Origin of the sequence: Reyranella sp., assembly GCF_004297405.1 — a bacterium.
Lineage (GTDB): Bacteria > Pseudomonadota > Alphaproteobacteria > Reyranellales > Reyranellaceae > Reyranella.
On sequence record NZ_SCVC01000006.1, the window covers coordinates 275,086 to 298,792 of the forward strand.

The window sequence follows — 23,707 nt, forward strand, 5'->3', positions numbered from 1 at the left end:
CTCAAGGATTGCGTCGAGGGGGATTTTGGAACACCAGCCGAGAAGGGCGACCTTACCGCGCCGCTGCTGCCATTAGTGGAGAGTTTGACGACACCCCCGCCGTTGTCCCGCCGCAGTGGCGTCTGTTTAGAATGCCCGGTTTCATTGGACTTTGAGGGCGTCATGACGCGAAGCCCAAGGGCATTGTCTCGGCCGATCGCTTCCATGAAGGCCCCCCACAGACGATATTTTCTCAAGGCAATGCGGCTCTTCTGCACTAAGCCCAGCACCCGGACGAGTCCCCGATGCCGATAGAATATGAACCCTCAGATGAGTTCTCGCATGAGCGCAATTATTGCCATTAGTGGCAGTGCGAAAGAGGGGATTCACCCCGCATCAAGTCTCGCTAGGCTCAACGGCACTCGGCGACGGAGTGGCTCCGCCGCTGGAGGACACAGCACAGAAGCGGGACCAACCTATGAACATGAAGTTAGTACCATCTCAGTGGGACACTGACGGTATCGATGTTGAACTTGCAAACAAGGACCGAGTGATCATTGAATGGTTCGATCCCAACATTCACCCAGCGGACCTCAAGGACGGGGAGGCGAGGGAAGTGGACGGCTGGACGTTTCACCGGAGGGACAGGCAAGTGGTTGTCATCGCACATGCCGCAGCATTTAGACCGGCGAGGCAATCAACTGGCAGAGCTAAGGCCCGCAAGGTGAAGGCGGAAGCTGCCTAGCAGCGCACCAACGGAGCACGACAGGAGGACTAGAGGGCCCCGAGGGAAACTTCGGGGCCTTCGCTTGTGGGCGCTGCGGTTGCCAGCAGCATCGGATGGCCCGATGTGCCAATGAAGCGTGCCATTTCGTGCGCGTGATCATCTCTGTGCGCGGCCGGGTGCGCCTGGGCGTGCGCGAGTACAGGACGGGGCGGGGCACGGGGGGAGTCGCAGTCCGGCCAGAAGGGGGTGGCGCTCAGATTTTTCTGAAGAGACGTCGCAATTTTTGGGAGGCCGTGGGCTTCTATAGTCAACCATGGTGGTCGCCACGAAATGGCAGGTCAGGTAAGAGTTGCGGATGATCCAGGTTACACCCGCAGAAGCCACACTCATTGCCGCTGTTATTGGTTTGGTCAGTGGGTTGCTGGGGTGGCTTGGGCGCGGTCTGGTATTCGTGCTTAGACGCTGGTGGACGGGTGCCCCGCGGCAAGAACGAGCCGCTTATCTCAACAGCGTCACTGACCTTGCGGCCAAGCTACGAGACAACGGCATGACTTTGGATGACGTGCATAAGTTCGAATCGATCATGCATAATCCCGCGGTCACCAGCAGTACGGCTGCTAATGGGGTTGTTGAGGCGCTGGCCAAAGATGCGGAAGCACCATCACCGTTTAACTCAAATGTAGCTATGAAGGCTCGCACTAGTGCAGCTTATACCGTCGCAAAGGCCCAGTTGGAGCAGGCATTGATGGACCTGCGCCTGCTGCTCGGTGACCACGAGTGGCAGGCCTTCGAAGTGGTGCAAGATCGGTGGCGCGAGTTCCGGCGAGCACTCGAAGACTTTGCGTTGCGCGAGTTCGAAGGCGGAACTCATGCTACGCTTGCATTGTTGATGGTCGGCCTGAGCGAAACTGAGCGCCGAACTGAAGAGATCAAAGCTCAGGTCGCTGAGCGTAAGGAACGGCAAGGGTGATGGCACCCGTAGGTGCGATCTTCTGCGGAGTCACTTGGGCGTGGCCTTGTTGACAAGATATGTCACGAAGGCGGCACATGCGCCGAACATAAACATCGCGTCCACTTCGTCGACTGAAGCGTTCGGGTCGTCCAGCAGGGGATGCCTCAAGCCCTGTTCTGCGCTTGTGTAATCATAGAGTCTGCCGAAGCCGGTCTTGAGGGCACCGTGTATCTTCCAGCGGGTCTCGAGCACCTTGAGAGCGTTCGCAAATGTATTCTCCCCGGTGATCACTCGGGCTACCGATTCCACCGCCTGCATGCTCTCCCGTATTGCCCCAGCCCAGTCGCCTTCGCTCAACCGAGCGGCGGCGGACACGAGGTGAACCTTGGCGCCTTGGTATCGCGGAGAGGAGCTTACGGCGGCGAAGGCCTGTGCTGAAATGCCAGCCTCCTCATCGCTCGAAATGGGGACGAGTGTCGGCGGCGGGCCATCTATCAATCTGTAGCCGGCGTTGCGAAACAACAGGACCTGCTTGATATCAGCGCGAAAGCTGATCGGGCACGATTGAAGGCGAACGAGATATTGCAGTGTCCCATAAACCTCGTGATAGGCCCCTGACATGAGTATTCGCTTCATCGCGGCGATATGCGGTTCGCTGTGTGATGTGAACTCGTCGGCCGGTTTATGGCGATGCCAAATGTGCAACCCCTCCAACATGCCGCGCCAAGGTTCTCTCAGAACTGGCCTTCCGTACTCGACGTGCTGCGTCGCGTTAACGAGATGACGATGGAGAATTGCCCACAGTCCTGCTCGCAAGGGTGGCGACAGTTCTTGGGGTTTTAGCTGTGCAGGCAGGGGGTCGATGCCCTCAGCTTGCTCGAAGGTCACTTTCGTGCGGTCAAGGTCGTTCGGCATTGACGCATGTTATCACACCTCGACGACCGCGGGCGGACACTGACATGGAAGGCCTTGAAGGGGTGATTGCCTCTAGCCCGCAGGATACCGCAGCTTGGCCAGCGCCTTGCGCTTGACCTCCAAGCTCGCGCCACCTGAGTACAGGCCGTAGGTGATCCTGGGTTTCTCGTGGCCCACAATGTCCGCCGCCACGTTCTCCGACGTTCCCGCATTCTCCAGCAACGTCACCACCGTCTTGCGAATCGAGTGGAACACATGCCCCGCGCCGAACTTAGCGTCACTCTTGAGCCGCCCGAAGCGCTTACCAATGGCATTGGATCGGTCACCGAACTTATTGGATGAGAGGTGGGCCAGTACGCAGCCCTCCCTGCGCTTGCCTATCAGCCGTCGAAACGTTGGCAAGACCTTCGGATGAATAGGCACCTCTCGGAGGCCCGCCTCGGTTTTCGCGTCGACAACCTTGAATGCCTTGGCTTGGAGATCGACGTTCGGAATCTCCAGGCTGCACAGCTCTTCAATGCGAGCACCCGACCACATGGCCAGGGTGATCAAATCGGCCAGCTCGTGATCGCCACCGGCCGCCGCTTGCTTCCTCAGGTCGACTACCTGAGTGGCCGTGAAGGGCACCCAGCTTGCCCTACGGCGGGCCGTCGAAGGCGGGGACAGACCGGCGAACGGGTCAGCCTTGAGGACGTCTTGGGCCCGCAGGTACTTCCAATAGCCGCGAAGGAAAGAGAGGATGCGTCCTATGGTCTTGGCCGATGCCTGCTTTCCCAAGCCCGCGATCCACTTGCTGGCAACCTCGGCGGTAACCTCTTCGGCGTAGGGATGCGCCTTTTCGAGCTTGAGGACCTCGGCTCGCTTCATGGCCTTGGTCTTGGGGGTGTCCGCGACACTGTCCATCCAGGCGTCTAGATGCTCTGAGAGGGGCGTTAGCCGGCCTGTTGCGATCTTGAATTGCCGGAAGTTGGCATTTGCGGCCTCGGCATCGCCGCGCTCCTGAGCGGCATAGTCGCGATCCGAGTAGATATCAGCGAGGTGGCTTGTGATGGCTTCCCGCTCGCGCTCAGTCTCGGCATTGCGGACCAGCTCTCGATAGAAGAACGCCTGAGAGTCCTCGGTCCGTCGGCCGCCTCCCGCGAGCTTGTGCGACCAGTCGTGTAGCCAGAGCAAGGAGGCCTTGCGTTCGGCCTCCAGTTTGTTGCCGGTCTCCAACGACTTGGCGAGGCGGCGACCGAGCTTCCCTTGTAAGGCCTTGGGCACGTCATGAAGGGCCCAGTAGATTTGATGACGCTTGACGAGATACATAGTCGACGGAACCCATTCCACACACATCTTCCACACAGTGTGCAATTGAACCGTTCGAGATATCAAGCAGTCTGTGCGTTTTGTGGCTTCTTGGCGGAGTATCCCTTCCTCTCCGCCATTATCGCCCCGCGAACCGTCTCTCCGGCCGAGATTCGGTTCAAAAGTGCCCAGCAACAGTTGACTTTTCCCGCAAAGCTCCTGGCTATCCTTTAGCATCCCTAGGCACATTCGGTCTCTCTCGAGCCGCTTGTCTCCAAAGCTCATGACCCCTCAAGTCGGTACGGAGTTCACTCACCGATTCGATAGGGGCAGCTCGCGTTGAGTAGGAAGTCCGACGCGAACAGGCGTTGCCGTGCTTTCCCGACATGTAAGTGACGACGCTCGGTAGGGAGGCGCTGTCCCCACCTGCCTAGTCAGACAACGATGCGCTAGTTGCGCACGCGCTGGCTCGATGTTTGGTCGGAGAAAAATTTCACCGCCTCGACATACCGGGCCAGCACTGATGGTGCGATCTTGAATGCCGTCCATCAGCGATCCCGGCGATTTTGGAATAGTGAAGAAGTCTTGGCAGCTTGATCAAAGTCAAGGGCAGCGCAGCCTGCGAGGTTTACGCTTCCTGACCAAGAGGCAGCAATGGGCACGGTACGTCCACCACTTCTCGACTGGCGGTGTAGAGCCAGAATGCTACGCGGACGCAGGCATATGAAACCGAGGCAACGCCTGACCGTTGCTTGTGACGCCGCATGAACGTCGCACGATACTCCGCCAGCGAGCGCTTGCGTAACGGCGCGGAGATCGAGATCCGCGCACTTGTGCCTGGCGACCGCGTAGAGATGCTGGCCGCTTTTGACAGAACCAGTCCACAGACGAGATACCGTCGTTTCTTTGCTCCGAAGAACAGCTTCAGCGAACGGGAAATCGAATTCTTTCTCAACGTGGACTTCGTCAATCACGTGGCATTGGCGGCCGTGCTGAACGAAAGTGGCGAAGAGACTATCGTGGGCGGTGCAAGGTATGTTCTAACGCAGCCTGGTCAGGCGGAGGTTGCCTTCGCTATCGACGACCCGCATCAGAAGCTCGGCATTGCCACTCAGTTAATGAAACATTTGGTCGCCATCGCGCGGGCCAGTGAGCTGCAGACATTCGTCGCGGACGTTCTACCTGAGAATCTGCCAATGCTTCGTGTGTTCGAGCGCTGCGGCCTCAAGATGACGACGCACCGCGACCGAGGCGTCGTTCGAGTCACGCTCGACCTCTTGGGTGGCGCAAACACCTGAGCATGGATCACTGAACCGCAAATACTCGACGACCGCTTCAGTAAATCGGAGTGCTGACGATATCTCGAGAGAAAGCTGCACCGAGCCATTGCAAGCAACACGAGCCCGATAGGGCATTGAGCGATAGGGGGCACGATGGCGACCAAGACAAAGACCGCGATGGAGCAAGGCGACATCGCTGCATGGGCCGGCTTCGCACCCGGCAGCTGGCAGACCAGAGTCAATCTGCGCGAATTCATCCAACGAAACTATACACCCTACGAAGGCGACGGGGCCTTCCTACAGGGTGCTACCGACCGGACGCTTGGCATCTGGAAGACACTGCAGCCGCTCCTGGTCCAGGAACGCGAGAAGGGCATTCTAGATGTGTCTCAGGTGCCTTCAGGCATTCTTGCCCATCCACCGGGATACATCGACAAGGAAAACGAGCTCATCGTCGGGCTGCAAACCGATGCTCCGCTCAAGCGGGCGATCATGCCGTTCGGCGGGTGGCGTGTCGTGGCGGCGAGCCTGGAGTCCTACGGCTACGAGCCGGACCCAGCGCTGGGCGAGATCTTCACCAAGTATCGCAAGACCCATAACGACGGCGTGTTCGACGCGTATACGCCGGATATCCGCAAGGCGCGTTCGTCCGGCATCGTTACCGGTTTGCCCGACGCCTATGGGCGCGGTCGTATCATTGGCGACTATCGTCGGGTGGCGCTCTACGGTGTCGATTTCCTGATCTCCGACAAGGAACGCGAACGGCACGAGATGGATCATCGCCATTCGACCGAGGAGGTGATCCGCCTGCGCGAGGAATTGGCCGAGCAAATCCGCTCCCTCAAGGAATTGAAGGAGATGGCGAAGAACTATGGCTATGACATCTCAGTGCCGGCCGTTACGGCGCGCGAGGCGGTGCAGTGGACCTATTTCGGCTATCTCGCCGCCATCAAGCAGCAGAATGGCGCGGCGATGTCGGCCGGCAGGCTGTCGACCTTCTGGGACATCTATATCGAGCGCGACTTGCGTGCCGGTAAGCTGACTGAACAGCAGGCGCAAGAACTAATTGATGACGTGGTAATCAAGTGGCGCGTCGTGCGCTTCCTGCGTGCACCCGAGTATAACCAGCTCTTCTCCGGCGATCCGGTGTGGGTCACCGAGGTGCTGGGCGGGATGGGCGAAGATGGCCGCACGCTCGTCACCAAGTCGGCCTTCCGTATGCTGAACACGCTTCACAATCTCGGTCCGGCGCCAGAGCCCAACTTGACTGTCTTCTGGTCGCCGCGTCTGCCCGAAGGCTTCAAGGCGTTCGCCATCAAGACGTCAATCGACACGAGCTCGATCCAGTACGAGTCCGATGATCTTATGCGGCCGAAGTTCGGTGATGATTGCGCCATTGCATGCTGTGTTTCGGCGATGCGCGTAGGCAAGCAGATGCAGTTCTTCGGTGCGCGGGTCAATCTGCCCAAGACGATGCTTTATGCGCTCAATGGCGGCCGCGACGAGGTGAGCGGCGAGCAGATCGGGCCGAAACTCGCGCCGGTCACCGGCGAGACGCTGAACTACGAGGAGGTTATGGATCGGCTGGATCCGATGATGGACTGGCTCGCCATGACCTATGTCAATGCGCTGAACTGCATCCACTACATGCACGACAAATACTGCTACGAGGCGATCGAGATGGCGCTGCACGATCGCGATGTCCTGCGCACTCTCGCGTGTGGCATCGCCGGGCTGTCGCACGCCACCGACAGCCTGTCGGCCATCAAGTATGCCAAGGTCAAGCCCGTGCGCGACACGCGCGGTCTTGTCGTCGACTTCCAGATCGACGGGGAGTTTCCATGCTTCGGCAACAACGACGATCGCGCGGATGACATCGCCAAGAAGCTGGTGTCGACGATGATGAACAAGATCCGCATGTATCCAAGCTACCGTGGGGCGGTGCACACGCAGTCGGTGTTGACCATCACGTCCAACGTTGTCTACGGCAAGGCAACTGGCAATACGCCCGACGGCCGCAAGAAGGGCGAACCCTTCGCACCGGGTGCCAATCCTTCGAACGGACGCGACACGCACGGAGCACTGGCGGCGTTGATGTCGGTCGCAAAGATCCCCTATGACGACGCCGAGGATGGGATCTCGCTGACCCTCTCCGTTGTACCGTCGGCGCTTGGGAGTCAGCAGGAGCAAATCGAGCGGGGGGTCAACGCCCTGGACGCGTACTTCTCGAGCGGTGGTTTTCACGTGAACATCAACGTGTTGAACCGCGAGACCCTGCAGGATGCGATGAAGCATCCCGAGAAGTATCCGCAGCTCACCATCCGGGTGTCGGGTTATGCCGTGAACTTCGTCAGGCTAACGCGTGAACAGCAACTCGATGTGATCAACAGAACCTTCCACGGCAGCCTGTAGGGGAAGGGCGTGACCGGGCCGCGCACCGGCAGCCGCTACGAGCTGCAGATCAGTCGCCAGGGTGCCGCAGGGCGCAAGGCAGCTGGTGACTACTATGCCGTGCATCCCGGCGACGTCGAGGAGATCAAGGAAGAGGAAGACCTCACGGGGTATGTGCACTCCTATGAGGTCGGCAGCACCGTGGATGGTCCCGGCCTGCGCTTCGTTGCCTTCCTCACTGGCTGCCTGCTGCGCTGCCAGTATTGTCACAATCCGGATACTTGGCACAAACACAACGGTCGGCCGGTGACGGTTTCGCGCGCTATGCAGGAGATCGCCAAGTACGCTCAGGTGCTCAAGATCAGCAAGGGTGGAGTTACTCTATCTGGAGGTGAGCCGATGGTGCAGCGGCCGTTCGTGCTGCGCATCTTCCGACGCTGCAAGGAGTTGGGCCTCCATACTTGCATAGACACGTCGGGCCGCCTGGGCGATCGATTCAGTGACCAGGAATTGATGGATATTGACCTCAACCTGCTCGACATCAAATCGGGCGACCCGGAAACCTACGAGAAGGTGACGCACCAGCCTCTGCAGCCCACGCTCGACTATGCGCGCCGGTTGTCTGAGCTGCAGAGACCGATGTGGGTCCGCTTCGTGTTGGTTCCGGGGCTGACCGACGCCTGGGACAATGTGGAGAAGGTGGCCGACATCTGCGCCGGGCTGGTGTCGCTGCAGCGCGTCGAGATCCTGCGTTTTCACCAGATGGGCAAGACCAAATGGCAGAAGCTCGGCCTCGATTATCCGCTCGCGAGCGTTGATCCACCGACGGCTGAACTGAGCGAACGAGTGCGTGCCCAGTTCCGCAGCCGCGGCCTTACCGTCTACTAGGGCTCCGGAAGCGCCAAAACAAAAAGGGGGGAGAGCGTGGATTACATTAGGATGCTTCTGGAGCAGCAGCCGCTTGTGGCGCTGTTCCTCACCATCGCCATCGGATACCTCATCGGCGAGATCAATATCAAAGGCTTCTCGTTGGGCGTCGGCGCTGTTTTGTTTGTGGCCCTCGCCGTGGGTTGGTTCGCCCCCAAATCGGCCCCGGCGCCTATGGTCGGCACAATCGGCCTTGCGCTGTTCCTCTACGCAGTGGGCGTCCAGTACGGCAAGCAGTTCTTCCTCGGCCTGACGAGCGCCGCCGGTCGAAGGGCCAACGTCATGGCGCTGATCGGTGTGCTGCTGTCCGGCCTGGTGAGCCTGCTCATCGTGAAAACGATGGGCATCAATCTCGGCTATGGCCTCGGCCTGTTCGCTGGCTCGGGGACAAGCACGCCGACCTTGCAGGCCGCGATCGCAACGCTCGGTAACGACGATCCGGCGGTCGGCTACTCGGTGTCCTACCCGTTCGGTGTCGCCGGACCAATTCTACTTCTCTATCTCACCTACATGTTCCTCAAGCCAAAGGTCGACGCCGGCACTGGCAGTGGGATGGAGCTTCTGGAAGTTGTACTGCGCAATTCCGATCTTTACGGCAGAACTATTGGTGAGGTGATGGGTGGACTTCCTGCCGGAGCGCAAATAGTCGCCCTTCGCAGGTCGCACCACAACGAGCCAGCGTCGCCTGGTTTGATCGTGGCGGAAGACGACGTCGTGCTCGTTGTCGCACCGACCAAAGAGATATTGGTCGAGGCAAGTCGCCATCTTGGCCAACTTGCACATGGTCGTTTGGTCAAGGACCGCAGCGATCTCGATTATGTGCGCGTATTTGCGTCTCGCACCGTGGTGGTAGGGCGTTCAATCGGCGATCTCGAACTGCCCAGCAATAAGGCCGCAATAATCGCTCATGTGCGTCGCGGCGATACCGATATCATGCCACGTCCTGATCTGGTGCTCGAGTTCGGCGATCGAGTGGGGCTGCTCGCCAATCGTGGCGACTTCGCAGGTTTGCGAAAGTTCTTCGGCGATTCGATCAAGGGTACTGCCGAATTCAGCTACATCTCCATCGGTCTCGGTATGGCGATCGGCTTCCTGATTGGCGCTATTCAGTTGCCCATCCCCGGTATCGGCAAGCTCGCCATCGGGCTCTCTGGCGTGCTGATCGTGGCGCTGATCCTCGGCAATCTACGGCGCACCGGCAGCATGAACTGGACCATTCCGCTCTCGGCCAACCTCGTATTGCGCAACCTGGGTCTCACTCTCTTTTTGGCACAAGTCGGAATGTCGTCGGGGCCGAAATTTGCCGCGACAGTTGCGGAGTCCGGCCTGCTGATGCTTGGGCTGGGTGCCATTGTGCTGCTGGCCTTGGTCCTGCCCATCTTGATTCTTGGCCTTCTAGTCTACCGCATGCCTTACGACGAAGTGACCGGCATTGTCTCTGGCGCCTGTGGCAATCCGGCAATTTTGGCCTACGCCAACAAGCTGGCGCCCACAGAGCGGCCAGACATCGGATACGCCATGATCTTTCCAGGAATGACGATCGTGAAGATTCTATTCGTAGACATTGTGCCGGCTCTCTTGTGACACGCCGGTAGGTTGTTGCTTGTTCCCGAGTGTTACTCGCTCGCAATGATCGGAGGCAGAGTATGGGGAAGACACAGTATCTATCGAGAGTCGCCTTCAGTGTGGCTCTCGTGGCGGTTACCGCAGCGTTTGCGACTGTGTCGTCCACGTTGGTTCGAGCCCAAGATACTGGTAACGCGCTCAAACGTTTTCTCTATGACGATGCCGAGGTAACCGTTCACCTCCGCAGCTACTATCTGGACCGCACCAATCCCGCTCCGCCCAACAATGTCGGCTGGGCAGGCGGCGGTTGGGTTGGCTACGAAACTGGCTGGCTGTTCGGTGCCGTTCGCCTCGGCATCGTCGGCTATACGTCGCTGCCTCTCGTGGGGTCGGCCGACACCGACGGCACCTTGCTCTTCCTGCCTGGTCCGAAAGGCTACGCGGTGCTCGGGCAGGCATATGGAAAGCTCAAGCTCTGGGGCCAGGAGTTCACCGGCTTCCGCCAGCTCATCAACCAGCCTGAGGTCAATCCGCAGGATAATCGTATGACGCCGAACACTTTCGAAGCCTATACGCTGGCGGGTAGTTTCGGCGCCTTCAGCTACTTCGCCGGGTATGTTGCCAAGGAGAAGATGCGCAACTCGATCGAGTTCCTCAACATGGCGACTGTGGCGGGCGCACCAGAGGGCGTCAGCGAAGGCATGATATTGGCCGGTGTAACCTTCGCGCCCGACGACAGCTTCAAGGCGCGATTTTCAACTTACCACGTGCCGAACATCCTTACCTCGGGCTACGTCGACGCTGCTAAGCTCTTTACTCTCACGGACGACATCAATCTGCGGATCAGCGGGCAGTTCATGGTGCAAGGCAGTACGGGCGGCCACCTGTTGACCGGGCAGGCCTTCAGTACCTGGGCGGGTGGGATCAATGTCGATCTCATCTGGGGACCCCTTACTCTGACCGGCGTCTATACCCAGACCGGCAGCGCAGCCGCCTATCGCTCACCCTATGGATCGTGGGCCGGCTACACCATGATGCTCCTGCGCGATTTCAACCGCGCCAACGAGGGAGCGTTTTTGGTCGGCACGAAGTTCGACCTGGCAGCCATCAGTTTGCCGGGATTTGCGCTCAGCACCAATTTTGCCTTCGGCAATGGGGCGATCACTGCCGGGACGGGGGTGCCGCTCTCGACCAACAACGAGTACGACTTCACGATCGATTATCTTTTCGCCAACAGCCGGCTTGATTGGCCGGACTGGCTGCGGCCGCTGTGGATACGCGGGCGCATCGGCATGCTCGACCAGTTCCAGAACGGCGGCTACAGCAGCATCCGGGATTTCCGGGTGATCGCGAACTACGAGTGGAAATTTGGCGGCAAGGGGCGCTGAATGTGATCATGGATGATCCACGTACGAGCTTGCCGCGGCGGGCGTGGCGTCAGGTAACGCCTTTTCTCGCACGTCTGGCTTTCCTTGGCGGATGTTGTGTGGTGGCGGCCTGTACGGGGCCGTCTCGGACGGCTTCGGAAGTCAGTACCGCCGTCGGACGAGTAGACGCCGGCCTTACTGCTGGTCCGGAAGGTGGTTACCCTCCTGGCAGCTCCGCTCAACTCGGCCTGAGCACTCTGGAGCGGCGCCGGCTCCTGGAAGCAGCGCGGCAGGCCTTTGATGCCAGTACCGACGTAACAACCTCGTACACCGTCGTGCCCGAGAACATCGATGCAGAGCCGACGACGGTTTCCGCATCTCCCGCTGGCCCTCGGACCAGTGGTCCCGACGGCAGCACTTGCCGTCCGATCCAGCTCGCTGCCAGCAAGAACGGTCGTACGACCATTGGTACGCTGACCTTCTGCCAAGCTGCCGGTTCGAGAGAGGTGAGGGTGGCGACGACGATGTAGGCACAGCTGTCGCGGGCGGTACCTGTCAACTTGCGCGGGACACCGGCATCGAGAGGACAAAGGTAAGCGGAACGGGCCGCAAGAGCATTTGCATTCTCTATTTCTTGCCGTCGATCGCACTACCGCCAATGTAGCCTACGGCGCCGCCAATAAGGCCGGCTCCGACCACCTGGCCAAAGCTACCTCCGGCGACCATTCCGATGCCTGTGCCCAGGGCCGCGCCGGTGAGGCACCTTTCTGGCCGGTCGACATGCTCTCGAATTTGTCGCAGCCGGCAGCAAGAACGGCGACGACCAAGAGAAGGCCAATTCTCGGCACCGTCGCGACCCTTGCTCGAATGGCTCGGATGCGAGGAAACCAGCAATCGCTTTGTTCGCGCCATCGCGGTCTGGCACGGACGGCAAGCACTAACGGCCGTAGGCGTTGGCAAGACAGGTCAGGATCGCGACGAGCGCGGCGGCGAAGGCAAACAGCAGGGCGCGGGCTTCGAAGGCGGTACCGCGAAATCTCGGTGCGGGCTCGCCCGCGGCGGCCGGCAGCAGGCCGGATCACCAACGCCAGACGACGCCGACGACGACTCCCGCAAGGATGAGACCAAGAAGGAGCAGGTGCCGCCTGCGCGCCGCAGAAGGGGGAAAGGCAGATACGGTCGTTCGTGGATTCGCTGCTACGCCGTCCTTTGGAGTTTTGCGGATAGAGGCGCGTCTAGCCCTTGGAGGTTGGAACAGGAATGTGACCCTAAGAACTGGAATCGTCATCGGCATCCGTCACAGCAGCAACGAATGCATCGCTGGCGCCTTGAATCTCCCAATACGTGAGGGATTCAAACATGGCTGCGCGACCGCTGGGAGGAGCATCTGCGCTTTTCCCTCGCGACGCTTCCGGAGGATTCACGCAGCGCCGCGTCGATCAGAGCGTCGAGCATCCAACGCGCGATCTCTTCGACCTCGCGATCGCCCGAGCTCCAGATGTCCCTGAGCACGACGTAAGGTTCGATTCCGTAGACGATGGAGAGCGCCTTAAGAAGTCGGTCGAACCGGCGGCGACCGAGCTTGTCGCGTAGAGGCGCCGCCGCTCTCCGCAGCAAGTCACGGCGAAAGCCACGCCGGTAGCGCGGCTCCTCTAAAAGCCCGACCCGCTCCAGCGACTCGTGCTCCAGCGATAGCTGCAGTGCGGCGCGCATATGGGGCTCGAATTCCTTGAAGCGTGGGAAGGTCTGACTGAACAGCTCGCGCACACGCTGCCTGCCATCGCCGGCGCGCGGTTCATAGCGCCGTACAGGACCAAGGCTCTCGGCGACCACGGCTGCAATGACGGTGCTGCGGTTGGGAAAGTAACGATAGGCGGTCGCACGTGACACGCCCGCAGCGAGCGCAACTTCGGCGACGGATGGAGTGCGGCCGCGCCGCACCAGTTGCATCGCCGAGGCGAGCAGACTGCGCTGGGTGCGCGCTCGCGCATCATCGCCGCTCGGCGGCAAAGTCAGTTTCCGGCGCGACCGTACAGGCATGGCATTCCTTGACAGGGTAGAACTGCGGCCCTAGCTTTGCAGTCATCGTGAGACGCGCGTCTCATGCGTGCTCCTGTCGAAGCGCGCGACTCGCCAAATAGCAGCAAGAAATGGTCTTGGCCACCGCCGAGGCCGAGCAATGGGTAGAAACGTGACGATCGCCGCCGACAGGTGGGCGAGGCGGCATGTCGGCCGACTGAGGGCTGACGCGCGTACTGTAAACCCGCTTGCGCTCCAAGCCTGCGCCCGGACCGCGCGTGCAGTGGCACGCGTCGAAGCCGGATAGGTGCCGCATGGCCAACGTGCTGTTCACCAACGTGCGCATCCTCGATGGTTCCGGAAGCCCGGCTTACGCCGGCGAGGTCCTGATACAGGGCGACCGCATCTCCCGGCTGGCGCGCGGCAACCGAGCTCTACCGTTGACTGGTGTCACCGTTGTCGATGGCCGAGGCGCGACGCTGATGCCTGGCATGGTCGAGGCGCACACGCACTTCTCGTGGAATGACCAGCCTGGCCTCGGTGACATCCAGCGCATGCCGACCGAGGAGCACATCCTTTGGTGCGCTCACATTGCCAAGCGCTACCTCGACATGGGCTGGACATCATGCATCGGCGCCGCGACCGCCAAGCCGCGGCTCGACGTCGTGATCCGCAATGCCATCGACTCCGGGATGATCCCAGGGCCGCGCTATCTCGCGGCCAGCCAGGAGATCACCGTGCCCGGCGGCCTCGGCGACGAGACGCTGCCGCACCTGCCGTTTCCCGAGTTCAGCTTCGGCGCAATCGTCAACGGTCCAGAGGGGATGCGGCGCACGGTGCGCCAGTTTCTGAAATATGGCGTCGATACAATTAAGCTCAACCTGTCTGGTGAGTACATCGCGGGCATTCCGGCAGAGTTCACGCCCATGACCGATGCCGAGATCGCCATGGCGGTCGCCGAGGCGCATCGGCGCGGCAAGCGCGTCGCCGCCCACGCCCGATCCGCCGAGTCGGTGAAGCAGTGCGTGCGCCACGGCATCGAGATCATCTTCCATGCGAGCTTTGCCGACGAGGAGGCGCTCGACCTGCTCGAAGCCGCCAAGGATCGGCACTTCGTGGCGCCGGGAATTGCTTGGCTGATCAACACCTCCTATCACGCCGCCGAGTGGGGTATCACCCCCGAGGCGGCGGCAACCATGGGCTATCATCGCGAGCTTGAGGTCGCCTGCGAGACGCTGAAGAAGATGCACCGTCGCGGCATCCGCATCCTGCCGGGCGGCGACTACGGCTTTGCCTGGATCAAGCACGGCACCAACGCCAAGGACCTGGAATATTTCGTGAAGTATCTTGGCTTCACGCCCATGGAAGCGCTGGTTGCCGCAACGCGCTACGGCGGCGAGATCATGATGCGCGGCCGCGAGCTGGGGCAGGTGAAGGAGGGGTATCTCGCCGATCTGCTACTGGTCGACGGCGATCCAGTGGCTGACATCAGGATCCTGCAGGACGCCAAACGTCTGCTGGCCGTAATGAAGGATGGCCGGTTCGTGAAGGAGCCCGAGTTTGCAGGCTCCGCCGGCCGGCGTCTCTCGGTGGCATGAGGCGTCCATGACCACGCAGTTCGTCGATCGGATCGCGGTTGAGACCAACGGATCGGGCGACGACGTACTGCTGATCCATGGTTTGGGCGGCACCTCCAACGTCTGGATGCCGGTGATGCCGGCCTTGATGCGCCACCGCACCGTGCGGCCGGATCTTCCCGGCTCGGGCCGGTCGGGCCGCATCGAGGAGTCCCTGTCGATCGACCGGTTCGTGCAGGCGATGCTGCGGGTCTGCGCCGCTCTCAACATCGAACGGACGCATGTCGTCGGCCATTCGATGGGGACTATCGTGGCCTTCCATCTCGCCGCCGTTGCGCCGCAGCTCGTGCGCAGCCTGGCGCTGTTCGGGCCGCTCTTGTCGCCGCCCGACGCAGCGCGACCCGGCATCAAGGCGCGGGCCGAGAAGGCGCGTGGCGAAGGCGAGGCCGGCATGCAGGTGATCGCCGATGCGATCGTCGAGGCGGCCACGTCGGCCGACACCCGTACTCGCCAGCCGGCGGCAGTGGCGATGGTGCGCGAGTCGGTGATGCGCCAGACACCCGGCGGCTACGCGCGATCCTGCGAGGCGCTGGCAAATGCGCAGCCCGCCGATCCGGCCGTCATTACCTGCCCGACATTGATGGTGACCGGTGACGAGGATGCGATCGCGCCACCGCAGGCGGTGCGCCAGATCGGCGAGCGCCTGGCCGATGCACGAGTCGAGATCCTGTCGCGCTGCGGGCACTGGACCACTCTTGAAAGACCTAGCGAGTGCAACGACGCGTTGCGGCGGTTCTACGCCCGGCACCTTTGAAACGACCAAGTGAAGGGAGCGACCGATGACGAACATGCTCTTCACCAACGTACGGATCATTGACGGCACGGGCGCACCGCCCTTTGCCGGGGATGTTCTGGTCCAGGGCAACCGCATCCTGCGGGTCGGTCGTGGCACGCGTGCCATTCCGGCCGTCGGCGCGGCCGTCATCGACGGTGCCGGCGCCACGCTGATGCCGGGCATGGTCGAGGCGCATACGCATTTCTCTTGGAACGACTCGGCCACGCTCGAAGGTATCCAGCGCATGCCGCTCGAAGAGCATGTGCTTTGGTCGGCCGATGTGGCGCGACGCTACCTCGAAGCAGGCTTCACCTCCTGCGTCGGCGCCGCCTGCGCCAAGCCGCGGCTCGACGTGGTGACGCGCAATGCGATCAACGAGGGCATGATCCCGGGGCCGCGCTATCTCGCGGCCAGTCAGGAGATCACCGTCGCCGGCGCCCTGGGCGACGAAACCTTGCCGCATCTACCGTTCCCCGAGTTCAGCTTCGGCGTCGTCGTCAGTGGGCCGGAGGAGATGCGTCGCGCGGTCCGGATGTTCCTGAAGTATGGAGTCGACACCATCAAGCTCAACCTGTCGGGCGACAATTTCATGCCAAGCGCGCCGGCCGAGACGACCTGGATGGCCGACGAGGAGGTGGCCGTCGCCGTCGCCGAAGCGAAGATGCGGGGCAAGCGCGTGTCGGCGCACGCCCGATCCTGTGAGTCGATCAAGCAGGCCATGCGGCATGGGGTGGAGATCATCTATCACGCGAGCTTCACTGACGAGGAAGCACTCGACATGCTGGAGGCGAAGAAGGATCGCATCTTCGTGGCTCCCGGCATCGGCATCCTGATCGCCATGCTGGAACATGCCGCGCCGCATGGGATCACGCGCGAGAAGGCGATCGAGATGGGCTACGAGATCGAGCTCGCGGCTGCCGCCGAATCGCTGAAGAAGATGCACAAGCGCGGCATCCGCGTGCTGCCGGGCGGCGACTACGGCTTTGCCTTCACGCCGCACTGCCAGAACGCACGCGACCTCGAGTATTTCGTGAAGTATCTCGGCTTCACCCCGATGGAAGCCATCCTGTCAGCCACCAGGCTCGGCGCTGCCATCATGATGAAGGGCGAGGAACTCGGTCAGATCAGGGAAGGGTGCCTGGCCGACATCCTGCTGGTCGACGGCGATCCGCTCAGCAACCTCGCCATCCTGCGTGATCCCAGGAAGATGCTGGCCGTGATGAAGGACGGCGTCTTCTACAAGAAACCCGAGATCGCCTCGGCACGCACGCGCTGGGCGCAGTCCGTCGCATGATCCCCGGACAGGTCGGAGGAGGGGCTGAATGACCATAGTGCGGCGCTGGTACTGGGCCTGGATCGGCGGCTTGATTATCGCAGCCCTCGCCGTCTGGGGAATCGTCGACAATCAGCGGCTGTTCTTGGTCACCACGCTCAATGGTCTGACCCTGGCGGCGCTCTACTTCCTGGTCGCCAGTGGCTTCACCCTGGTGTTCGGGCTGTTGCGCAATGTCAACCTGGCGCACGGATCGCTCTATCTGCTCGGTGCCTATGTCGGCTGGGTGGTGGGCGAGCTCACCGGTTCGTGGTTCGTGGCGGTAGCGGCGGGATTCCTGTTCGCGGCCCTGATGGGACTTGTCCTGCAAGTCGGCGTGTTCCGCTTCATGCAGGGCGACGACCTACGCCAGACCATGGCGACGATCGGCCTCTCGATCATCGCAGCCGATGTCGCGCTCTGGATCTGGGGCGGCCAAATCTACCAGTTCGATCCGCCGAGCTGGATCACTGGCACGACCGCCCTGCCGCTCGTCGGCAAGTTCTCGACCTATCGGCTGGTTTTGCTGGCCACGGCCGTGGTCATCGGCATCGGCCTGTGGGCGTTTCTCGCCTACACGCGGGTCGGCATGATGATCCGCGCCGGCGTCGACGACCGGGGCATGCTGTCGGCCTCCGGCGTCAACGTGCAGATGGTGTTCGCCATCACCTTCGCGATTGGCGCGGGCCTCGCAGGTTTTGCCGGCGTGGTCGGCGGCACGGCGCTCTCGATCGCACCCGGTGAAGATACACGCTATCTGCTGGCCTCGCTGGTCGTGGTCATCGTCGGCGGCATGGGCAGCGTCGCCGGCGCCGCGCTGGGCGCCGTGCTGATCGGCGTGGCCGAACAGTTCGGCCTGGCCTATGCGCCGACCTACGGCATCGTCTTCACCTTCGTCATCATGGCACTGGTGCTGGCCTTCAGACCGCAGGGCATCCTTGGGAGGCGCACATGAGCGCCGCCCAATGGCGTAAGGCGATGAACTTCTCGGATGCCGGTCGCAACTGGTCCGGTGGGCGTCCGGTCGCCGCCACGCCCTCGGACGCGAGATCTGCAACGCGAAGCGCACCTGCTGCACAGGCCGGCGTCAGCCTCGGCCGCCTGTGGAGCCATATCCGATGGCGCCACGTCATCGTGCTGGCCGCCGTGCTCGTCTATCCCTGGATCGCCTCTCCGTTCTTCACTTATCAGATCGGCGCGCAGGCGCTCGCGCTCGGCCTGATCGCACTGTCGCTCACGTTCCTGGCCGGCTATGGCGGCATGCTCTCACTGGCGCAGATGACCGTAGCCGGCATCGCCGGATACATCGTGGCCATCCTGGGCGTGAGTGGCACGCCGGAAATCAGCCTCGGCTGGCCCTGGTGGCTGGTGGTGATCCTCGCGGTCGCCGGCGCGACACTTGCGGCCACCTTCATCGGCTGGCTGTCGGTGCGCACCGAAGGCATCTACACCATCATGATCACGCTCGCGATCGGGATGGCGTTCTTCTACCTGGCGCAGCAGAACTACGCGATCTTCAACGGCTTCCAGGGCTTCCAGAAGGTCGTGCCGCCCGTCGTGCTAGGCATCGACTGGCGCGGGCCCGTGCCTTTCTACTATCTCGCCCTGTTCTGGGCGCTCGCGGGCTACTTCTTCGTGAAGTACCTGACCCGCGCACCGTTCGGCATCGCCTTGCAAGGCGTGCGCGACAATGCCAGGCGCATGCGTGCATTGGGTTTCAGTCCGGTGGCGCATCGGGTGGCCGCCTATGCCGTGGCCGGAGCGATCGCCGGCATCGGGGGCGTGCTGCTGGTCTGGTACAACGGCCTCATTTCGCCGGGCTCCGTCGGGACCTCCTGGCTGATCAATATCCTGATCATCGCCGTGATCGGCGGCCTGCGCCATCCGGTCGGTTCATTCATCGGCGCGATCGTGTTCGTGTTGCTGCAGAACTTCGCCATCGATCTCATCGATCGCGAACGCTTCAACCTGGTGATCGGACTCGGCTTCCTAGTGATCGTGTTGTTCTCGCCTGACGGTCTGCTGGGGTGGTGGGACAAGGTGAAGGAATGGGCGCTGCGGCGGACCGGAGGTCGGCGCAGCGCGGGACGAAGCAACGAGTGGCGTTCGGTAGGTGTTCCACAGGTGCGGCCGGTCGGCCGCCAATAGCGACAAGGAGGAAACCAATGACCAAGCGTACGGCGAAGTTGTTCGGTGCACTGACAGGAGCGGCTATTGCAACCGTCCTCGCAGCGGCGGCGCAGGCTCAGGAGACCGTCAAGATCGGTCTGCTGGCGACTCTCGAAGGGCCATTTGCGGCCGGCGGTCAGGACGGCATGCGTGGTGCCGAGCTTGCCGTAAAGGAGCGCGGCGGCACGGTCGCGGGCAAGAAGATCGAACTCGTGAAGGCTTCTTCGGACGCCAAGCCCGACGTGGCCGTCAACTCGACGCGCAAGCTGGTCGAGCAGGACAAGGTCCAGATCATGGTCGGTCCGCTGTCCGGCTCGGAGGGCATCGCCGTCAAGGAATACTCCAAGTCCCAGCCCGGTGTGACCTTCATCAACGGCGGGTCGGGCGCGCAGGCGACGACGCTCTTGAATCCATCGCCCAACTTCTTCCGTTTTAACACGGATGGCGGCCAGTGGATGGTGGGACTGGGCGACTACGCCTACAACACCAAGAAATTCAAGAAGATGGCCCTGGTCGCGGAAGACTATGCCTTCCCTTACTCGCAGGTGCAGGGCTTCATGGCCGAATTCTGCAAGGCTGGTGGCAAGGTGACCCACAAGGCCTGGGTGCCGCTCGGCGGCAAGGACTATTCCTCGGTCATCGCCAAGCTGCCCCAGGACGTCGACGCGCTGTTGGTGGTGCTGGGCGGCTCCGATGCCGTGAACTTCCTCAGCCAGTATGAGCAGGCCGGCGGCGACAAGCCGATGGTGGGCGGCTCGATCACGGTCGATCAGACCGTACTCAACTTCAAAGGGAAGCGGCGCGAGTCACTGCTCGGCACTGCGGCGGCAGGCCCGATGGCCGACAGCATCGATACGCCCGAATGGAAGAAGTTCGTCGCCGACTACAAGGCGAATTTCAAGGACGGCTTTCCGAGCCCGTCGCTTTTCGCCTTCGTCTACTACATCAACATGAAGGCTGCGCTGGATGCTCTCGAAGCGGTGAAGGGCGACCTTTCGGGCAATCAGGAGAAGTATCGCGAAGCGCTGAAGGCACTGAAGCTGAAGACGCCGGTAGGCGAGATCACGCTCGACGAGAATCGCCAGGCGATCGGTCCCACCTTCATCACAGAAGTAGCGAAGGGTCCGGACGGCGTCTTCTTCAACAAGGTGGTCAAGACCATTCCCAAGGTCGACCAGAAGCTCAACCTCAGCAAGGAGGAGTTCGAAAAGATGGGGCTGGGCAGCCGCGACGTGCCGAACTGCCCGTAACCTGACGACTTCGTAGCGAGAAGGGCCGGGCGGGCTAATGCCCGCCTGGATGCACTGATGACCCTGGTCAGCTCTGATCTTTCGCCGACCGCGGCGCCGATTGCCACTGGCAACGCTCTCGAACTGGAGGGCGTGACCCGGGCGTTCGGCGCCTTGCGCGCCATCGACGACGTTTCCTTCTCGGTGGCGGCGGGCGAGCGGCGCGCGGTAATTGGGGCCAACGGCGCCGGCAAGACGACCTTGTTCAACGTCATCACCGGTGATTTCCCGGCGACCAGTGGCCGTGTGCGCTTCTTCGGCGAGGACGTGACGATGGTGCCGGCCTTCGACCGTATCCGCATGGGGCTGCGGCGCACCTATCAGTCGTCGCTACTGTTTCGCAATCTGACGGTACGCGACAACCTCTTTCTCGCCGTACGCGGCGTGGCGCGTGGGCGATTCGATTTCCGCCGGGCGCGCGCCTCGCATCCGTCGCAGGCGGCGACCGACGAACTGCTTGAGCGCGTGCGGCTGCAATCGGTCGCCGACCGGCCGGTATCGTCACTCTCGCACGGCCAGCAGCGGCAGCTTGAGATCGGTATGGCCCTGGCCGGGGCGCCACGACTGATCCTGTTCGACGAACCGGCGGCCGGCCTGTCGCCGGCAGAACGGCGCGAGCTGGTGGCGCTGCTGAGGGCGCTGCCGGAGCATATGGGTTTCATCATCATCGAGCATGATCTCGACATCGCCCTGCGTGTCGTCGAGCGGGTGACCGTCATGCACAACGGTCGCGTGTTCAAGCACGGTACGCCGCAGGAGATCGAAAGCGACTCAGAGGTTGCCGCCATCTACATGGGTGGACACCGCCAATGAGCTGGTTCCCCCGCCGCCGCGTCGAGACAGGAAAGGGGCCGATCCTCCAGATCGATCGGCTGAACGTCTACTACGGGCGCGCCCACGCTCTACAGGATGTTTCTCTGACGTTGGATCGCGGCATCCTGGCCGTCGTCGGGCGCAACGGCATGGGTAAGACCACGCTCTGCAATGCCGTCACCGGGCTGGTGCCGGCAACCGGCAGCATCCGACTCGGCGGCATCGAGATCGTCAGCCGGGCACCACATGCGATCACGGGGCTAGGCATCGGCTACGTACCGCAAGGCCGCCGCGTCTGGCCCTCTCTCACAGTCGACGAGCATCTCCGGCTGGGCGCCAGCACCGCCCACCGCGGCGTCTGGACGGTCGAGCGCATCTATGATCTTTTTCCGCGCCTTGCCGAGCGGCGCGGCAATGGCGGCTTCCAGCTCTCCGGCGGTGAACAGCAGATGCTGGCGATTGGCCGCGCGCTGCTGTTCAACCCGCGCCTGCTGGTGATGGATGAGCCGACCGAAGGGCTCGCGCCGGTGATCGTGGAGCAGGTGGCGGCGACCTTGAAGTCGCTTGGCGATGACGCGCTGTCGGTGCTTCTGGTCGAGCAGAACCTCGGCGTGGCGATCGATGTCGCCGACACGATCGCGGTGATGGTCAACGGCCGCATCGCACGCACCCTGCCGGCGGCGGAGCTCGCCGCCGATCGCGACCTGCAACAGCGGCTGCTGGGTGTCACGGCAGGCGCCGAAGCCGAGGAAGTGACCCCAGCGCTGATGAATGAGGACGAACTGGCGCCGGAAGAGACTCGCATCTACACCATCCGGCGGGCGATCGACGAGCCTGCATCGGCCACAGAAGCGCCGAGCGTCGCGCCGGCTGCAGAAGAGCGCACCGTGCGCGGCTTTACACGCTGGAACGCCACCGACACCCAGATAGGTCCACGCGATCGGGTAATTGCCGATCGGGCCGAGCCGCCGGCCGCCGTGCCGTCCCTCGCGGTCGCAGCGGCAAACCTGTCGCGGGCCGGGCGCGAGGCACGCGTCGTCGAGCTACCGGTAGCGGAGACTTTTGGACGAGCAGCCTATGTCGCAGGCACCTTCGATACCAAGGGCCGCGAACTCGGATTCCTGCGCAACTGCCTGGAGAAGCTCGGCCTGCGCACCGTCACCGTCGATCTTTCGACGTCGGGTGCACCGTCGCCGGCCTCCGTACCGCCGCGCGAGGTGGCGCGCCATCATCCCGGCGGCGAGCGGGCGGTCTTCACCGGCGATCGTGGATCGGCAGTGACCGAGATGGCGACGGCCTTCGAGCGATTCGTAATGACGCGGCGCGATCTCGGTGGGCTGATCTCGGCCGGCGGCTCGGGCGGAACAGCGTTGGCGACGGCGGCGATGCGCCGGCTGCCGATCGGCATTCCCAAGGTGATGGTTTCGACCGTGGCTTCGGGCGACGTCAAACCCTACGTCGGTCCATCGGACATCTGCATGATGTACTCGGTGACCGACGTGTCGGGCATCAACAGCGTTTCCGAGAAAGTTCTGTCCAATGCCGCCCACGCCCTGGCCGGCATGATTGCCCATGCCGGACGCACGGCGTCGACGTCGGCGGCGAAGCCTGCCATCGGGCTCTCGATGTTCGGTGTCACGACGCGCTGCGTGCAGGGCATCACCAAGCAGCTCGAAGATCGCTACGACTGCCTGGTGTTCCACGCCACGGGGACCGGCGGCCAGTCGATGGAGAAGCTGGCCGAGTCGGGCCTGCTGGCGGGCGTGATCGACGTCACGACGACGGAGATCGCCGACGAGATCGGCGGTGGTGTTCTGTCTGCCGGACCGACGCGGCTCGACGCCATCGCGCGCAGCCGAGTGCCCTATGTCGGAAGCTGCGGCGCACTCGACATGATCAATTTCTGGGCGATGGAGACGGTGCCGGCGCAGCATCGCGGCCGCAACCTCCATCGGCACAATGCCAACGTCACGTTGATGCGGACGACCACCGAAGAGTGTCGGCGGATCGGCCAGTTCCTGGTCGACAAGCTCAATCGCCTGCAGGGGCCGGTGCGTTTTCTCGTCCCGCAAGGCGGCGTCTCGATGCTCGATGCCCCGGGACAGCCCTTCTGGGATCCGGCGGCCGACAAGGCGTTGTTCGACGTGCTGATCTCCGGCTTTAGGACGGGAGTCGACCGACGGCTGGTCGTGCTGCCGCACAACATCAACGACCCGGCTTTCATCGATGCCCTGGTCGACAACTTCAACCAGATCTCCGGCAGCGGGCTCGCCCGCGTCGCCTCACGATAGGGATTCCACGG

At 62.3% G+C, this 23,707-nt stretch carries 17 protein-coding genes; 14 read left to right on the top strand and 3 right to left on the bottom strand.

What is annotated here, in order from left to right:
• The first annotated feature begins 1,061 nt into the window (after positions 1-1,061).
• Positions 1,062-1,676, top strand: coding sequence for a lysozyme inhibitor LprI family protein (locus EPO50_RS03495; RefSeq protein ID WP_296341263.1), 615 nt, complete (start codon positions 1,062-1,064; stop codon positions 1,674-1,676).
• Between the two features lie 30 nt (positions 1,677-1,706).
• On the opposite strand, the gene EPO50_RS03500 is transcribed toward EPO50_RS03495, so the two are convergent.
• Positions 1,707-2,573: a hypothetical protein gene (locus EPO50_RS03500; protein WP_296341264.1), complete on the bottom strand. Its 867-nt coding sequence runs from the start codon at positions 2,571-2,573 to the stop codon at positions 1,707-1,709.
• Positions 2,574-2,645: 72 nt separating this feature from the next.
• Positions 2,646-3,881, bottom strand: a complete 1,236-nt coding sequence (locus tag EPO50_RS03505) for a tyrosine-type recombinase/integrase (RefSeq protein ID WP_296341265.1) — start codon at positions 3,879-3,881, stop codon at positions 2,646-2,648.
• 743 nt (positions 3,882-4,624) lie between these two features.
• Here EPO50_RS03505 and EPO50_RS03510 point away from each other — a divergent pair.
• The 5 genes from EPO50_RS03510 to EPO50_RS03530 all read left to right on the top strand — a co-directional run bounded on the left by EPO50_RS03510 (position 4,625) and on the right by EPO50_RS03530 (position 11,412).
• A complete protein-coding gene (locus tag EPO50_RS03510) occupies positions 4,625-5,158 on the top strand; it encodes a GNAT family N-acetyltransferase (protein WP_296341266.1) in 534 nt (177 codons plus the stop codon).
• 159 nt (positions 5,159-5,317) lie between these two features.
• Positions 5,318-7,552, top strand: a complete 2,235-nt coding sequence (gene pflB / locus EPO50_RS03515) for a formate C-acetyltransferase (protein ID WP_367268030.1) — start codon at positions 5,318-5,320, stop codon at positions 7,550-7,552.
• Between the two features lie 9 nt (positions 7,553-7,561).
• Positions 7,562-8,419, top strand: coding sequence for a pyruvate formate-lyase-activating protein (pflA, locus tag EPO50_RS03520; RefSeq protein ID WP_296341268.1), 858 nt, complete (start codon positions 7,562-7,564; stop codon positions 8,417-8,419).
• A 51-nt stretch (positions 8,420-8,470) separates the two neighbouring features.
• Positions 8,471-10,042 carry an aspartate:alanine exchanger family transporter gene (locus tag EPO50_RS03525; RefSeq protein WP_296341269.1) on the top strand — a complete coding sequence of 524 codons (1,572 nt, stop codon included), beginning with the start codon at positions 8,471-8,473 and terminating at the stop codon, positions 10,040-10,042.
• Between the two features lie 110 nt (positions 10,043-10,152).
• Entirely contained in the window at positions 10,153-11,412 is a 1,260-nt protein-coding gene (locus tag EPO50_RS03530) for an OprD family outer membrane porin (RefSeq protein WP_296341270.1), read from the top strand.
• 1,332 nt (positions 11,413-12,744) lie between these two features.
• Here the strand turns inward: EPO50_RS03530 and EPO50_RS03535 are convergent.
• Positions 12,745-13,431, bottom strand: a complete 687-nt coding sequence (locus EPO50_RS03535) for a TetR/AcrR family transcriptional regulator (protein WP_296341271.1) — start codon at positions 13,429-13,431, stop codon at positions 12,745-12,747.
• A 293-nt stretch (positions 13,432-13,724) separates the two neighbouring features.
• Here EPO50_RS03535 and EPO50_RS03540 point away from each other — a divergent pair, with 293 nt between their 5' ends.
• The 8 genes from EPO50_RS03540 to EPO50_RS03575 are packed head-to-tail and all read left to right on the top strand — an operon-like array spanning position 13,725 to position 23,696.
• On the top strand, positions 13,725-15,008 hold the full coding sequence (locus EPO50_RS03540; protein ID WP_296341272.1) for an amidohydrolase family protein: 1,284 nt from the start codon (positions 13,725-13,727) through the stop codon (positions 15,006-15,008).
• 7 nt (positions 15,009-15,015) lie between these two features.
• Positions 15,016-15,801: an alpha/beta fold hydrolase gene (locus tag EPO50_RS03545; RefSeq protein ID WP_296341273.1), complete on the top strand. Its 786-nt coding sequence runs from the start codon at positions 15,016-15,018 to the stop codon at positions 15,799-15,801.
• Positions 15,802-15,826: 25 nt separating this feature from the next.
• The gene (locus tag EPO50_RS03550; protein ID WP_296341274.1) at positions 15,827-17,116 is read left to right on the top strand and encodes an amidohydrolase family protein; all 1,290 of its coding nucleotides are present in this window, start codon (positions 15,827-15,829) and stop codon (positions 17,114-17,116) included.
• A 28-nt stretch (positions 17,117-17,144) separates the two neighbouring features.
• Positions 17,145-18,089: a branched-chain amino acid ABC transporter permease gene (locus EPO50_RS03555; RefSeq protein WP_296341275.1), complete on the top strand. Its 945-nt coding sequence runs from the start codon at positions 17,145-17,147 to the stop codon at positions 18,087-18,089.
• Positions 18,086-19,282: a branched-chain amino acid ABC transporter permease gene (locus tag EPO50_RS03560; RefSeq protein ID WP_296341276.1), complete on the top strand. Its 1,197-nt coding sequence runs from the start codon at positions 18,086-18,088 to the stop codon at positions 19,280-19,282. Before EPO50_RS03555 ends, EPO50_RS03560 begins: the two co-directional genes overlap by 4 nt.
• 17 nt (positions 19,283-19,299) lie before the next feature.
• Complete coding sequence (locus EPO50_RS03565; protein ID WP_296341277.1) at positions 19,300-20,553, top strand: ABC transporter substrate-binding protein; 1,254 nt, start codon at positions 19,300-19,302, stop codon at positions 20,551-20,553.
• 57 nt (positions 20,554-20,610) lie between these two features.
• Complete coding sequence (locus EPO50_RS03570) at positions 20,611-21,405, top strand: ABC transporter ATP-binding protein (protein WP_296341278.1); 795 nt, start codon at positions 20,611-20,613, stop codon at positions 21,403-21,405.
• On the top strand, positions 21,402-23,696 hold the full coding sequence (locus tag EPO50_RS03575; RefSeq protein ID WP_296341279.1) for an ABC transporter permease: 2,295 nt from the start codon (positions 21,402-21,404) through the stop codon (positions 23,694-23,696). The genes EPO50_RS03570 and EPO50_RS03575 overlap by 4 nt, the downstream gene beginning before the upstream one ends.
• The last annotated feature ends 11 nt before the right edge of the window (positions 23,697-23,707 follow it).

What these genes read in the sequence shown, in the direction of transcription:
- EPO50_RS03550 (WP_296341274.1), top strand. Translation starts at nt 15,827, where the DNA reads ATGACGAACATGCTCTTCACCAACGTACGGATCATTGACGGCACGGGC.
- EPO50_RS03505 (WP_296341265.1), bottom strand. Translation starts at nt 3,881, where the DNA reads ATGTATCTCGTCAAGCGTCATCAAATCTACTGGGCCCTTCATGACGTG.
- EPO50_RS03525 (WP_296341269.1), top strand. Translation starts at nt 8,471, where the DNA reads ATGCTTCTGGAGCAGCAGCCGCTTGTGGCGCTGTTCCTCACCATCGCC.
- EPO50_RS03500 (WP_296341264.1), bottom strand. Translation starts at nt 2,573, where the DNA reads ATGCCGAACGACCTTGACCGCACGAAAGTGACCTTCGAGCAAGCTGAG.
- EPO50_RS03560 (WP_296341276.1), top strand. Translation starts at nt 18,086, where the DNA reads ATGAGCGCCGCCCAATGGCGTAAGGCGATGAACTTCTCGGATGCCGGT.
- EPO50_RS03545 (WP_296341273.1), top strand. Translation starts at nt 15,016, where the DNA reads ATGACCACGCAGTTCGTCGATCGGATCGCGGTTGAGACCAACGGATCG.
- pflB (WP_367268030.1), top strand. Translation starts at nt 5,318, where the DNA reads ATGGAGCAAGGCGACATCGCTGCATGGGCCGGCTTCGCACCCGGCAGC.
- EPO50_RS03540 (WP_296341272.1), top strand. Translation starts at nt 13,725, where the DNA reads ATGGCCAACGTGCTGTTCACCAACGTGCGCATCCTCGATGGTTCCGGA.
- EPO50_RS03535 (WP_296341271.1), bottom strand. Translation starts at nt 13,431, where the DNA reads ATGCCTGTACGGTCGCGCCGGAAACTGACTTTGCCGCCGAGCGGCGAT.
- EPO50_RS03510 (WP_296341266.1), top strand. Translation starts at nt 4,625, where the DNA reads ATGAACGTCGCACGATACTCCGCCAGCGAGCGCTTGCGTAACGGCGCG.
- EPO50_RS03495 (WP_296341263.1), top strand. Translation starts at nt 1,062, where the DNA reads ATGATCCAGGTTACACCCGCAGAAGCCACACTCATTGCCGCTGTTATT.
- EPO50_RS03570 (WP_296341278.1), top strand. Translation starts at nt 20,611, where the DNA reads ATGACCCTGGTCAGCTCTGATCTTTCGCCGACCGCGGCGCCGATTGCC.
- EPO50_RS03575 (WP_296341279.1), top strand. Translation starts at nt 21,402, where the DNA reads ATGAGCTGGTTCCCCCGCCGCCGCGTCGAGACAGGAAAGGGGCCGATC.
- EPO50_RS03555 (WP_296341275.1), top strand. Translation starts at nt 17,145, where the DNA reads ATGACCATAGTGCGGCGCTGGTACTGGGCCTGGATCGGCGGCTTGATT.
- EPO50_RS03565 (WP_296341277.1), top strand. Translation starts at nt 19,300, where the DNA reads ATGACCAAGCGTACGGCGAAGTTGTTCGGTGCACTGACAGGAGCGGCT.